Annotated in this window: 13 protein-coding genes and 1 riboswitch; of the genes, 1 reads left to right on the forward strand and 12 read right to left on the reverse strand. The window is 47.0% G+C overall.

Annotated features, from left to right (window positions below):
* Positions 1-14 precede the first annotated feature (14 nt).
* The 10 genes from L2D08_RS12275 to L2D08_RS12320 form a co-directional block, all read right to left on the reverse strand.
* Positions 15-683: a methionine ABC transporter permease gene (locus L2D08_RS12275; RefSeq protein WP_242234066.1), complete on the reverse strand. Its 669-nt coding sequence runs from the start codon at positions 681-683 to the stop codon at positions 15-17.
* Positions 676-1701 carry a methionine ABC transporter ATP-binding protein gene (locus L2D08_RS12280; protein ID WP_242234067.1) on the reverse strand — a complete coding sequence of 342 codons (1026 nt, stop codon included), beginning with the start codon at positions 1699-1701 and terminating at the stop codon, positions 676-678. The genes L2D08_RS12275 and L2D08_RS12280 overlap by 8 nt, the downstream gene beginning before the upstream one ends.
* A 71-nt stretch (positions 1702-1772) precedes the next feature.
* Positions 1773-1878: riboswitch (SAM riboswitch) on the reverse strand.
* 88 nt (positions 1879-1966) lie between these two features.
* Complete coding sequence (locus L2D08_RS12285) at positions 1967-2263, reverse strand: thioredoxin family protein (protein ID WP_242234068.1); 297 nt, start codon at positions 2261-2263, stop codon at positions 1967-1969.
* Position 2264: 1 nt separating this feature from the next.
* A complete protein-coding gene (locus L2D08_RS12290; protein WP_242234069.1) occupies positions 2265-2627 on the reverse strand; it encodes a toprim domain-containing protein in 363 nt (120 codons plus the stop codon).
* A 202-nt stretch (positions 2628-2829) separates the two neighbouring features.
* The gene (gene gcvH / locus L2D08_RS12295; protein WP_242234070.1) at positions 2830-3213 is read right to left on the reverse strand and encodes a glycine cleavage system protein GcvH; all 384 of its coding nucleotides are present in this window, start codon (positions 3211-3213) and stop codon (positions 2830-2832) included.
* 70 nt (positions 3214-3283) lie between these two features.
* On the reverse strand, positions 3284-3634 hold the full coding sequence (locus tag L2D08_RS12300) for an arsenate reductase family protein (protein WP_242234071.1): 351 nt from the start codon (positions 3632-3634) through the stop codon (positions 3284-3286).
* A 118-nt stretch (positions 3635-3752) separates the two neighbouring features.
* Complete coding sequence (locus L2D08_RS12305) at positions 3753-3977, reverse strand: hypothetical protein (protein WP_242234072.1); 225 nt, start codon at positions 3975-3977, stop codon at positions 3753-3755.
* Positions 3978-4058: 81 nt separating this feature from the next.
* Positions 4059-5825, reverse strand: coding sequence for an acyl-CoA dehydrogenase family protein (locus L2D08_RS12310; RefSeq protein WP_242234073.1), 1767 nt, complete (start codon positions 5823-5825; stop codon positions 4059-4061).
* A gap of 14 nt (positions 5826-5839) precedes the next feature.
* Positions 5840-7018: an acetyl-CoA C-acetyltransferase gene (locus tag L2D08_RS12315; protein ID WP_242234074.1), complete on the reverse strand. Its 1179-nt coding sequence runs from the start codon at positions 7016-7018 to the stop codon at positions 5840-5842.
* A gap of 13 nt (positions 7019-7031) precedes the next feature.
* Positions 7032-9335, reverse strand: coding sequence for a 3-hydroxyacyl-CoA dehydrogenase/enoyl-CoA hydratase family protein (locus L2D08_RS12320; RefSeq protein WP_242234075.1), 2304 nt, complete (start codon positions 9333-9335; stop codon positions 7032-7034).
* Positions 9336-9520: 185 nt separating this feature from the next.
* Here L2D08_RS12320 and cls point away from each other — a divergent pair, with 185 nt between their 5' ends.
* On the forward strand, positions 9521-11047 hold the full coding sequence (gene cls, locus L2D08_RS12325) for a cardiolipin synthase (protein WP_242234076.1): 1527 nt from the start codon (positions 9521-9523) through the stop codon (positions 11045-11047).
* A gap of 36 nt (positions 11048-11083) precedes the next feature.
* Here cls and L2D08_RS12330 read toward each other — a convergent pair whose 3' ends face one another.
* Positions 11084-12148, reverse strand: a complete 1065-nt coding sequence (locus tag L2D08_RS12330; RefSeq protein WP_242234077.1) for a M20 family metallopeptidase — start codon at positions 12146-12148, stop codon at positions 11084-11086.
* 33 nt (positions 12149-12181) lie between these two features.
* Positions 12182-13393, reverse strand: a complete 1212-nt coding sequence (locus L2D08_RS12335; RefSeq protein WP_242234078.1) for an MFS transporter — start codon at positions 13391-13393, stop codon at positions 12182-12184.
* Positions 13394-13403: the final 10 nt, after the last annotated feature.

The raw sequence follows: 13403 nt of genomic DNA on the forward strand, positions 1-13403 counted from the left end.
ATAAATATATTTTATTAGCGTTTATCAAGCTTACGGACAGCCGTATCGCCGATAAACTGGATAATAAACACGATAACTAAAATCACAATCGTTGCCATTAAAGTCACATCACTGCGGCTGCGCTGGAAACCATCCAAGAAAGCAAGGTTCCCCAAGCCGCCTGCCCCAATCACACCTGCCATTGCCGTATAGCCGACAAGAGCGATGGCGGTGACCGTTAAGCCAGATATAAGAGCCGGCAGTGATTCTGGGATCAGCACTTTGCGGATGATCGTCCAAGTGGAAGCTCCCATTGCGCGGGCTGCTTCAATAACGCCGCGGTCAATTTCGCGAAGGGCAATCTCAACCATACGAGCGTAAAACGGTGCTGCTCCAATAATTAAAGCAGGCAGTGCCGCGTTTTCACCAATGATCGTTCCTAATAAGGCTTTTGTAAATGGAATCAGCAGCACGATCAAAATAATAAATGGAATCGAACGGAACACATTGACAATGACGGCGGTGATGCTATACACTGCTTTGTTCTGCCAGAGCTGTCCTTTTGATGTTAAAAACAACAGCAGTCCAAGCAGTATCCCTAAAACAAAGGTAATCACAACAGAAATACTGGTCATATAAAGTGTTTCATAGGTTGCTTCCCACATTTTTTCCCAGTCAACATTCGGAAACCATTGTTCAATCATACTCAATCACCTCCGAATCAACTTGCTGGGCATCCAAAAAGGCGACTGCCTTGTCCACTTCAGACGAATCGCCTGTAATTTGAACAAACAGCGTGCCATACGCGCCGTTTTGTGTTTGAGAAATTTTCCCCTGCAAAATGTTTACCCCGACATTAAACGAACGAATCAATTCAGTCACAACCGGCTGTTCCGCCGAAACGCCTACAAATGTCAGCTTGACGATTTTTCCTTCCGGATGCTCGGTAAGGAGGTGCTGAATTGTTTCTTTTGATTCCTCTGGCTCGGTGATCTGCTGAACGAACCGCTTCGTAATTGGCTGCTCCGGACGACGGAACACATCGAGTACCGGACCAAGTTCTACGATGTTACCATTTTCCATTACGGCTACCCGGTGGCAGATTTTTCGAATAACGTGCATTTCGTGCGTGATAAGCACAATCGTTAATCCAAGACGCTGGTTGATATCGACAAGAAGCTCCAAAATAGAGTCGGTTGTCTGTGGATCGAGAGCTGATGTTGCTTCGTCGCAAAGAAGCACTTTTGGATTGTTCGCAAGTGCCCGGGCAATGCCGACCCGCTGTTTTTGACCGCCGGAGAGCTGTGACGGGTATGAGTCGCCACGGCCTTGAAGGCCAACGAGCTCAATTAATTCATCCACACGCTTAGTGCGTTCTGCTTTGCTAACGCCCGCAATTTCAAGAGGAAATGCAATATTCTCCCGTACGGTGCGTGACCAAAGCAAGTTGAAATGCTGAAAGATCATGCCGATTTCCTGGCGTGCTTTCCGAAGTTCAGATCCTTTGATCGTTGAGATCTTCCGCCCCGCTACGGTTACGGATCCTTCCGTCGGTGTTTCAAGCCCGTTCAACATGCGGATCAGTGTACTTTTACCAGCGCCACTGTAGCCAATCATGCCAAAAATTTCGCCTTCCTGGATGGATAAATTTATATTATCGACCGCTTTAACCGGACCATTCTTCGTTTGAAATATTTTTTTTGCCTGCTCAATAAAAATCACGGGATCACTTCCTTTCCACAAAAAAAGCCCGACTGTCATAATGACAGAAAGGCGTTTTTGACGTTTCCTTTCTCTCATCTCCCGAAACATACTGCTTCGTGTGATTTGGCACCTTTTCCTGTAAAGACGGTTGCCGGGCGTCATCGGGCACATTCCCTCAGCCACTCTTGATAAGAGTCGTTTTAATTTATGAATGGATTTTACCACCGTCTGAATACATATGTCAACAAAACATTCTGCAATTCCGACAATATTCGACGGCCTGTTAAAGTGACCGTATTTCTTCATATATATATGGAACTGACTGAAAAGCATAAATTTTCTTTTTTAATACACCCTGCTCAAATAAAAGAAGACACGGAACGCTCTCGATCTCAAAACGATGAGCGATTTCTTCGTAATAGTTTATATTGATGCGTTGGAGTGGCACATCTGTATTCATCGCTTCAACAACATCAAGCATTTTCCCTGCTACCTGGCATGTACCGCACATCGATGTATACACATAAAGAGCCGATTTAGGCTTGGCTGTATATTCCAGGATTGATTCAGCTGTTTTCATATTAATGATGTGTTCCTTCCTGCTGTAAATACTCACCGCGCACGTCAATATCAGCCCCCATTAGGAGAGTAGCCAAATAACGGTGCGGTGCCGCAGCCACTTCTTTGTACCCGCGGTCAATGTATAGGTGCCGGGCATGAGGAAGCTCACGCTTAAACTGCTGGCGCAGCTTTTCTCCTGATGCATCGGCATCGACTAAAATGTATACGTCCCGCTCGAATAATTGCTCTACCAATTCATCAAGACGCGCGACACCGATTGTTCCATTGGTGCAAATAATATCTACCGGTTCTTTTACAATTTCAGCCACCCGTTTACGATCAGATGACCCTTCGACGATAATCGTTTTTTCTACCATCATCACCAATCACCCCGCTGCACATTATACTTCTATTGTGGCGCGTTTTCGCTCAAAATGCAAAAAAGAAGGAGGCCCTGCGGCTAATAATATGGAATAAAAGCGACATCTTTCCACTTGTGCTTTTATTTCCCGTGGCGTATAAGCCCCTCGTATTGCCTGGTGCCAGCCAAAAGCAAAAAGACCGGCACGGTGCCGGTCCCCATGTTTAGTCTTCTTTTGTCATTTCTGCGTACTGCTCTGCTGTCATTAAAGCATCAATTTGAGAAGCATCAGAAGGTTCGACAACAATCATCCATGCTTTTTCATATGGTGATTCATTCACAAATTCAGGATTATCATCAAGCTCTTCGTTAATTTCTACCACTGTACCGCTGACAGGTGCATACAACTCGGAAACCGTTTTAACAGATTCTACACTGCCGAATGGTTCGTTAACAGTTACTGTATCGCCAACAGACGGAAGCTCAACAAAAACAATATCACCAAGTTCTGCTTGAGCAAAATGAGTGATACCGACCCGCACTTTCCCGCCTTCTTGTTTTACCCATTCATGTTCTTCAGAATAACGCAGCTCTTTAGGTAAGCTCATGAGTATGTACCTCCAGATAAGAATAATTTCACTTTACACTTTACTGATTATGAAGATGGAAAGCAAGAAATCACTGCCATTTTTGTGCATAGTCCTCTTCTTTAAAACCTACTGTTACCTTATCATTGTTTATAGCAAGCGGGCGCTTAATGAGCATGCCATCGGAAGCAAGCAAATCAAGCAGCTCATCATCATCTGCTGTTGCGACTTTTTCTTTTAAACCAAGCTCACGGTATTTTTGGCCGCTTGTATTAAAAAACTTTTTCAGTGGAAGGCCGCTTTTTTCGTACGCATCTTTTAATTCTGCTTTTGACGGCGGCGACTCCACAATATGAATGGCTTCATATGAAATATTATGCGCGTCCAGCCACTTTTTTGCATTACGGCATGTACCGCATTTTGGATACCAGTAAAACTTCATTTCCTATCACCTCATCACATCCATTTCGACATAAGCGCCCAAAATCCTTTTTCAAAAAAAGGGATTCCGGCGGACGGCTGTAAAAAGCTGCCTCAGATGCAGACAAAGTTTTTCGCTTTTAAAAAAGAGCCGATAAGTGGTGTTGCAGATCAATAAGCAAAGAATGAATAGACATTTTCTTTTTCAAACAGAAAGATACGTCCTTATCAGCTCTATACGATTTTGTTGTGAGCCCCTTGGCGACGGAAGAGCAGCGCAGACCGCTGGAGCCGCCAGGCGAAGCCGGGCTCAGCGCCTGCCCCATTGAAAGCGGCGCTGTCTGGACGCCGATCATCCCATCCATGTGCACGATCCTCCATATCATTTGTCTACAGTCTGCGGCGGCAAAAAGCCGCCTCTTTTTAAAAGGAGGCGGCCGCATTTGTTACACTGTATATTTTAGGGATAAATTCAGCCTGTCGGCAGCTTCACGCTTTTTGGCAATTACATTGACGGGGGTATGGCGGCTGAGCTTGCGCAGGGCAGACAGCATCATGCGTAAAGCGTCTCCGGACTCGACAGCAGTGAGCGTTTCTTTGGCATGGGCTTCTATTTCATTGAATGCTTCCTGGCAGAAAATTTCGGTATAAAGTACTTTTTGGCTGTTTTTTTCTTCGCCGGATACACTGATCGCTTTTTCTGTCCGCAGCACGGCCGATTCCATCGCATACACCAGATTTGTCAGATCTGCAATGTTGGCGAGCACTTCCTGCTCAGATTCGAGCGATGTACCATACGTTTTAGCTGCAAGCCCGGCAGCGAGCAGCGTTATTTTTTTAGCCCTTTTCACAAGCATTTTTTGTTGGTCGAGCACCTCATCTCCCGGTTCTTCCGGCAGTAGCATCATGATTTCGTCCTGCAGCTCTCTGGCCCGTTCAAAAAGCGGTAGTTCCCCTTTTATCGCTCTTTTAACCAGTGTGCCCGGCACAAGCAGCCGGTTAATTTCATTGGTCCCTTCAAAAATCCGGTTAATGCGGGAGTCCCGGTACATGCGGGCAATTTCATATTCCTCCATAAATCCGTATCCTCCGTGAATCTGCACACCTTCGTCCACCATGTAATCCAGCACCTCTGAGCCGAAAACCTTGCCAAGAGAGCATTCGACCGCGTATTCAGCGATAGAGGAAGCGACTGCTTTTCCGTTCTTTTGTTCCTCAGCCGTTAAGCCGCTCATCCGCTCTTCAAAAAGACCAACCGTCCGGTAAATGGCACTTTCCGCTGCATACAGTTTAGCAGCCATCGTACCGAACTTTTCTTTCATGAGAGGAAACTGGGCAATAGGCGTTTTAAATTGTTTTCGTTCCGCGGCATATTTCAAAGAAATATCAAGTGCCCGCTTGGCGCTTCCAACGGCGCCGACACCAAGCTTATAACGGCCAATGTTTAAAATATTAAAAGCAATGACATGCCCGCGTCCTGCTTCACCGAGCAGGTTTTGGACCGGCACCTGTGCATCTGACAAAATAAGGGTTCTCGTTGAAGAGCTTTTAATGCCCATTTTATCTTCTTCCGCTCCGGTCGATACACCTGGATATTGCTTTTCAACGATAAAGGCTGAAAAGTGTTCGCCATCAATTTTTGCATACACAATAAATACGTCTGCAAAAGCAGAATTGGTAATCCACTGCTTCTCGCCATTTAAAATATAGTGAGTTCCGGCTTCATTCAGCCGGGCAGTCGCTTTCGCCCCAAGAGCATCTGATCCAGATCCGGGTTCAGTAAGCGCATAGGCGGCAAAGCGGGCGCCGGCAGCCAGGTCCGGGAGATACGCTTTTTTTTGATCTTCATTGCCAAACAACACGATCGGCAGCGAGCCGATACCGACATGCGCCCCGTGTGAGATCGAAAATCCGCCGGCAGCGGCCAGTTTTTCTGCGATTAACGCTGAGCTTATTTTATCAAGACTTAAGCCTCCGTACTCTTCCGGTACATCTGCGGCAAGGAGCCCAAGCTCCCCTGCTTCCTGCAGCAGTTTTACCGACCGGTCAAATTCATGATTTTCCAGAAAGGGCACCTGCGGCATGACGCTGTTCAGCACAAATTCTTCTGTTGTTTTAGCAATCATTTTCTGTTCGTCTGAAAATTCTTCCGGGGTAAATACTGCGCTGCATGGAACGTCTTCGATTAAAAAGGAACCACCTTTTGCTGCCATCCCTCTTCCCCCTTTTACGTAATCCGTTCAAATACACCAGCGGCCCCCATGCCACCGCCAATACACATTGTGACTATGCCGAACTGCCCGCCGCGCCGTGCTAATTCATGGATAAGCGTTAATGTCAGCTTCGTGCCTGTACAGCCAAGCGGGTGGCCAAGGGCAATCGCGCCCCCGTTTACATTCACTTTATCCATATCAAGGCCAAGCGTCTTTATGACGCCAAGCGTCTGGGAAGCAAAGGCTTCATTTAATTCAAACAAGTCAATATCTTTAAGATGAAGTCCTGCCATTTTCAAGGCTTTTGGTATAGCGGCTACCGGGCCGATGCCCATCACTTCCGGCGGTACACCTGCGACCGCAAAGGAACGAAACTTGGCAAGTGGTTTTAAGCCAAGGGCATCCGCCTGCTCCCGCTCCATGACCATGACCGCCGCGGCTCCGTCAGATGTCTGGGACGCGTTCCCTGCTGTGACGGATCCGGCGGCAGAAAAAGCAGGACGAAGCTTGGCGAGTGCTTCCATAGATGTTTCGCGGCGCACACCTTCATCCATTGAAAAAGTAACTTGCTCTTCCTGTATGCGCAAACCCTCTCCTATGTGCCGGAATGTAACGCCCACCGGTACAATTTCGTCGTTGAATTTTCCTTCGGCAATGGCGCGGCCGGCTTTTTTATGGCTCTCAACAGCAAAGGCATCCTGATCTTGCCGGGAAACGCCATACTTTTTGGCGACTTCTTCTGCAGTATGGCCCATGGACATATAGTACTGGGGCATTTCTTCGGCGATTTTTACATTAAGACGAGCTACATGCCCCATCATCGGGACAAGGCTCATTGATTCCACTCCGCCAGCGATAATCGTTCGGGCATGGCCGAGCATAATCCGCTCTGCCGCATACGCAATGGATTGAAGGCCGGATGAACAGTACCGGTTAATGGTTACGGCCGGCACGTCATGCGGCAGACCGGCAAGCGCCCCAATATTCCGGGCTACATTTAATCCCTGTTCGGCCTCAGGCATCGCGCAGCCGATAATCAAGTCATCAATGTCTCCGCTGTATTCCCCTGCCCGTTTTACTGTTTCCCGCACAACAAGTGCACCGAGATCGTCCGGACGCGTATGGCGGAGTGTTCCTTTTTTAGCCCGGCCGACCGGTGTCCGCGCCCCTGCTACAATCACCGCTTCTTTCATTGGAATCCCCCTTTTAGTTGCGAAGTGGCTTTCCTTTCAGGAGCATATGCTGCATGCGCTGCTGTGTTTTCGGCAAGGCGGCCAGCTGTAAAAACGCCACCCGCTCAAGCTCCAGCAAATACTCTTCCTCTACTTCCGTCCCAAACGGCACTCGTCCTCCGGCAATGACCCAGGCGAGTTTTTGGGCAATTTCAAAATCATGGTCGGAAATAAAACCTGCTGTGTGCATGGACCGGGCTCCCATCAGCATCGTGGCATAACCCGTTTCTCCGGTGACCGGAATTTTTTTTCGAATCGGCGCTCTATAGCCTGTATCTGCTAAGTGAAGTGCAGCTTTTTTTGCCTCATAAAGCACATGGTCGCCGTTTAAACTGATTCCGTCAGACCGATAAAGAAACCCGCTTTTGCGTGCTTCTGCTGCTGAAGTAGATACGTTTGCCAGGGCAATCGTTTCAAACGCTTTGTTTGCAGCCGCCTGAAGATCTTCCCCTGGCATTTGGTTCAAGCAGCGGATGTAAAGTTCTTTATTGCCTCCTCCTCCGGGAATCAGGCCAACGCCAGCTTCAACAAGACCTATATACGTTTCGTGGGCGGCCTGGATGTGGGCGGCCGGCAGGCACACTTCCGCTCCGCCGCCGAGCGTCATACCAAACGGTGCGGCTACAACAGGTTTTGGACTGTATTTAATATTCATCATCGCCTTCTGAAACTGTTTAACGGTTGCTTCAATTTCCCAAAGGTCCCCATCCTGCGCCGCCATCAAAATAAGCGCCAGATTTGCACCGACACAAAAGTTTTTGCCCCGGTTGCCGATCACGAGAGCCTGATAGTTTTTCTCCACTTCTTCTATCGAGAGGTTGATCATTTGAATAATATCGAGACCAATCGCGTTGTTGGGCGAAGTAAATTCAAGCAGCGCTGCCCCGTCGCCCATATCATGAAGCCGTGCTCCACTATTTTCCTTGATCACAGCCGTTCCTTTTGGCAAATAAATCACTTTTTTGTCCTGAGGCACAGGCTTATAGGATTTGGTCAGAGGATCATAATAACAATCATATTTATAAAAGGAATCTTTCATTTCTTTTACCCAGGCCGGTACCTTCAGCCCTTCCGCTTCCATCCTGGCAATGGATTCGTTTCGGCCGATTTGGTCCCAGATTTCAAATGGGCCTTCCTTCCAGCCGAACCCCCACTTCATTGCCCGGTCAATCGCAACAATATCGTCGGCGATTTTTCCGGTAAGCGCTGCCGAGTAAAGAAGAGTCGGAGCAAGCACCCGCCAAAGAAAAGTGCCCGCCTCGTCTTTGGCGTACAGGAGTGTTTTCCATTTGGCCGATCCTTTTTGCTGCTTGGCACGTTCTACTGAATCCGCTTTCAACTTTTTGCGTGGACCGTATTCCATCGTTTTGGCATTCAGCTCTAAAATCGTTTGTTCTTCTTTCTTAAAAAAACCCTGCCCTGCTTTTGCCCCAATCCAGCCGTTTTTCTGCATTTGCACAAGCAGCTTTGGCACTGTAAATACGACTTTTTCCTCTCCATCCGCCTGTTCATATACATTTTTCGCTACATGAATAAATGTATCGATCCCCACTACATCAAGCGTACGAAAAGTTGCGCTTTTCGGTCTTCCAATGAGCGGTCCTGTAACCGAATCTGCTTCTCCGAATGAGAGATTCATTTCCTCCATGACGTGCATTGTTTTTAATAAGCCGTACGTGCCGATCCGGTTGGCAATAAAGTTAGGTGTATCTTTTGCCATCACCACTCCTTTGCCAAGGATGTTCTCCCCAACTGATTTCATAAAATCGGTCACATCCGGGTCGGTATAAGGTGTGGGAATCAGTTCAAGCAGCTTTAAATATCTGGGCGGATTAAAAAAGTGTGTACCAAGAAAATGTTTTTTAAAATCCTCGCTGCGTCCTTCAGTCATCGCTTCAATCGAAATGCCGGATGTATTGGAAGAAACGATACTTCCGGTTTTGCGGTGGACATCTACAAGCGCTAAAATATCTTTTTTTACATCAAGCCGCTCAACAACCACTTCAATGATCCAGTCTGCATCCGCTAATTTGTCTGCGTCGTCTTCAAGGTTACCTGCTTTAATCAGGGCAGCATAATCTTTTAAAGCAAGCGGAGCCGGTTTTTGTCCAGGCAGCTCCCGAATTGCTTTTTCGGAAAGAGAGCTGCGGTTCTTTTCACCTTCTAATACCCGGTCAAGAAGCAAAACGGGAATACCTGCATTGGCTAAATGGGCAGCAATACCTGAACCCATGACTCCTGATCCGATCACAGCCGCTTTACGAATAAGCTGAATCACAAACGAGCCCCCTTTTTGAATGAATACTCATTCATTTGTCTTAATTTAAACTATAACGCACCCTTTTTTAAATTTCAACGGTCGCATCAATGAAATTTTTGGGTAAACTAATGGAAACATTGATAAAGTGCTTTTTTTTGGGGTAAATCCGTCAGGGACAAGCATTGTAAAAGGATGGGACAGTCATGAGAGAAAAGATTGTACAACTGTTTGTACTGATCATCTGTATGGGTTTAATTTATTTTTCAATTCGTTTTTATTCCAATGAGTTATCGGTGGCCTTTACGTATTTAGCTGTTGGGGTTTCCGTTTTAGTTGTCATAAATCTACTTCTATTTGATTCGCGCGGGACCAACTCAAAGGTGGCATGGAGTGCCATTGTCCTTGCATTTCCGCTTGCCGGCGCTGTCTTGTATGCCGTATTTGGCCGGGATCCAAGAAGACGGTTGCTGCCGAAGCAGGTTGTCGCGGAAACCGTTAAATTTATCACCACCATGCGTCATCTAGGAAAAGAATGGGATATATCTGACCAGCTTCCAGAGGCGAAAAATATTCGAAATATGACCGGCTTCGAGGCGATGTCTGGCAATAAAGTAGATGTTTTAACGAACGGTGATGAAACGTTTCCAGCAATTTTAGATGCGATTCGGCACGCGGAACACCACATTCATATTCAATATTATATTTTCCGGGACGATAATATTTCTATCCAAATTCGCGATGCACTTATTGAACGGGCAAAAGCGAACGTTCATATCCGTTTTCTTTTTGATGGTCTTGGCTGTTCAAGCCTGCCAAAATCTTTTTTAAAGCCGATGCGTGATGCAGGTATTGAAGCTTATGCATTTGATTCGATTATATCCCCATGGCTCACGCGTACTGCTAACTTGCGAAATCATCGTAAAATGGTCGTTGTGGATGGGCATACCGGCTTTACAGGCGGACTGAATGTCGGTGAAGAATACTGCAGCAACGCCCCCCAATTTAAAAAGTGGCGGGACACCCATATCCGTATTCATGGACCGGCTGTTCACCAGCTTCAGGAAGCATTTATAACAGACTGGATCCACGCAACAGGAGCAAAATCATCCTTGCTTGACGAACTGAAAGTACCGTTTCGATTTGAAGCGTATTTTCCCGCAAAAGTGGATGAAGCCGACCAAATGGTGCAAACGGTTTACGGCGGCCCCTACAATGAAGAACGTGATGTCCGGGATGCGATGCTGGAAATGATTCAATCCGCTGAAAAATCAATTTGGCTCACCACTCCATACTTTGTGCCGGATGATGAAGCGCTGGCGGCTATCCGTGTAGCAGCCAGAAGCGGAAAAGACGTGCGCGTTATTGTGCCGGGAAAAGGCGACAGGGCGATTTCATTTTATGGAACGAATTCTTATTTTAAAGATTTGCTTAGCGCCGGCGTAAAAGTGTTTGCTTACCGGGATGACTCGTTTACGCATGCAAAAGTACTGCTGATTGACAATGTGCATGCAATTGTAGGAACAGCAAATTTTGACGTTCGGAGCTTTCGATTAAATCATGAACTTATGACGTTTATATATAACCGGACCCCGGCTGTAGAGAAAATTGAAATTGATTTTCTCCATGATTTTGCTGATTCTGTACCCGTTACGCGCGAACGCTTTGAGCACCGGACCTTCTTTAAGCGGATTGGAGAATCACTGGCCCGTCTGCTGTCTCCTATTTTATAAAAAATCGGCTGCCGGATAAAAGGCAGCCGATTTTCGCTAAAACCGGAAAATGTAGTCGGTTAAAATTTCTTTAAATGTCACAAGGGAGTCAGTATCGACATATTCGTTTTTACCGTGGTGATTCGCACCGCATGGCCCAAACTCTACTGCGGGAATGCCCCGGGCAGCATAAAAACGCGTGTCAGCCGCTCCATGCTGGCCAAACATTTGAATATTCCGTCCGGATATATGCTCCGCTGCCTGCTGAAGACGCTTAATTAATGGATGATTTGGATTCGTCTGTACAGGTTCTCCCTCGCTTAATACACGAACAGTGCCGTTGACAACCCCTTTTATTTCTTTAAGCAGCACTGCCGGGTCCTGACCGGGCAGATACCGAATATCGAGATCCATAATACAGCAGTCCGGTACTTGGTTAATCGCCTGTCCGGCTTCAATCCGGGCAAGATTAAGCGATGGATGCTCAAAATACGGCGTACTTACGCTGAAAATCGGCAGTTCTTCAATTCGTTTGTACGTTTCAACCGCATTTAAAATTGCATTATCACCAAGCCAGGGCCGGCTGCCGTGAGCGGAAACCCCTTCAATTTGGATTTCCACCTGCAGGACCCCCTTTGCCTGTACAGCAATATCAAGGTTTGTGGTTTCTCCGCAAATCACAACGTCTCCAAGCAGGCCATGTTCAACTAAATATTTAGTTCCCTTTTGCCCGCCTTTTTCCTCATCCGGCACGAGCGCAAGCATGACCTTGCATGGCAGCTCTTCCTGCCCAAGCTCTGCCATTACATGCATCATGACTGCAACCGAGCCAAGCATATCAAAGCTGCCGCGCCCGTAAAGCTTTCCTTCTGCCACATAAGGAATAAATTGATCGGGACCGGCTGGCACCACATCGAGATGGCCATTTAAAATCACAGTCGGTCCTTCCTCACCAATCACAGACACGACGCTTTTTAAGCCTTCATTATTAATCACCCTGGCATGAACGCCGTTCGCAGCCAGCCATTCGGCGCAATACTCAGCTGCTTCGTTAATCCGTTCTTTCTCCACGGTGCGGAATTCAATCAGCTTTCTCGTTAAAGATATAATGGATTCTTTCAACCGCTCCCTCTCCTTTACTGCAAAAATCCGTTTCTATATAACTTCCTTTTGACGTCGTAAATAAACATACAAAAAGAAGCTAAACAGGGCACTCAAGAGCGCACAGGCACCAATAAACAAATAGCCTGCCTGCATACCGCGTACAATCCCCATACCGGCACCCGCGTATTCTGTTACAGCGGTGATAATAGCGCCAATGATGACATTTCCGGAAACGGTGAAAATGCCCATAATCGTGACCACAAACGTAATGGCCGTATCACTATTTTCCCGATAGCGGCGGGCGATCATCGCCATGACGGTCGGATAAACGGGTGCAATGCCGATGCCGGCTGCAGCTAGTAATAAGGCACCGGGCTCACCCGCTGCAATGCCAATGAAAGTAAAAGCGGCTGAAAGGGCGCCAAATAAGATAAGCGATACAGTAAAACCGATTCGGTCCGTTACCGGTCCAAGAAACAAACGGGAAAAAGTAAAGAATAAAAAGAAAATCGACAGCATCTGAGAGGCATCCGCATTTGTCCAATCATATGCCTTTTCCAAAAAGTTGACGAGCCAGCCGCCGACAGACATTTCAGCTACCACTCCAAATGAAAGAACCATCACAATAAGCCACAGAACCGGGTCACGTGCAAGCGTCCGAACCGGAATCCGATGTTCGGGCTGTACATCTTCCTGCGGAAACCGGCTTGCCAGAGCTGGAATCATCGGAATAAGGGAAAGCAGCATGATCACAAGATACATTCCGCGCCAATCCAGCTCCGTTCCGCCAATGGCCAGCTTCATTAAACCTGAAGCAAGCATAGGGGCCACGATTGAACTAAGCCCGTAGAAAAAATGAGCTAAGTTCATCATCATTCCTGTATTTTTTACAAACAAGCGCGCGCTTAAAATAGCCAGGACAATTTCCAGCATGCCGTTTCCAACGTACATAAAAAAATAGGCTCCTGCCAGGCCTGTGTAGGTGGAAGACAAATAAATATATACACCGGAAAGAGCCATAGAGCCAAACGACAAAGCACTCATAGTCTTGATGCCCCATTTTCTCGTTAACTGCGCGGTAAACGTGCAGGCCAGCAAATAGGCAATGGAATTAAAAGCCAGCAGTGTACCGACTTGAAAAGCATCCAGATCGAAATCCGCCTGGATACGCGGCATGGCCGGCCCTTTTACATTTTCTGAAAAACCAAAAATAAGAAAGCCGACGAACACGGTCGCCAGCATAAAAGAATAGTTTCGTTTCATTTTTTTCTCC

It is taken from the genome of Domibacillus sp. PGB-M46 (genome assembly GCF_022668875.1).
GTDB lineage: Bacteria > Bacillota > Bacilli > Bacillales > Domibacillaceae > Domibacillus.

Excerpts from the sequence above, each read along its gene's own strand:
- L2D08_RS12315 (WP_242234074.1), bottom strand. The coding sequence starts at position 7,018 with ATGAAAGAAGCGGTGATTGTAGCAGGGGCGCGGACACCGGTCGGCCGG.
- L2D08_RS12310 (WP_242234073.1), bottom strand. The coding sequence starts at position 5,825 with ATGGCAGCAAAAGGTGGTTCCTTTTTAATCGAAGACGTTCCATGCAGC.
- gcvH (WP_242234070.1), bottom strand. The coding sequence starts at position 3,213 with ATGAGCTTACCTAAAGAGCTGCGTTATTCTGAAGAACATGAATGGGTA.
- cls (WP_242234076.1), top strand. The coding sequence starts at position 9,521 with ATGAGAGAAAAGATTGTACAACTGTTTGTACTGATCATCTGTATGGGT.
- L2D08_RS12305 (WP_242234072.1), bottom strand. The coding sequence starts at position 3,977 with ATGGATGGGATGATCGGCGTCCAGACAGCGCCGCTTTCAATGGGGCAG.
- L2D08_RS12335 (WP_242234078.1), bottom strand. The coding sequence starts at position 13,393 with ATGAAACGAAACTATTCTTTTATGCTGGCGACCGTGTTCGTCGGCTTT.
- L2D08_RS12300 (WP_242234071.1), bottom strand. The coding sequence starts at position 3,634 with ATGAAGTTTTACTGGTATCCAAAATGCGGTACATGCCGTAATGCAAAA.
- L2D08_RS12275 (WP_242234066.1), bottom strand. The coding sequence starts at position 683 with ATGATTGAACAATGGTTTCCGAATGTTGACTGGGAAAAAATGTGGGAA.
- L2D08_RS12285 (WP_242234068.1), bottom strand. The coding sequence starts at position 2,263 with ATGAAAACAGCTGAATCAATCCTGGAATATACAGCCAAGCCTAAATCG.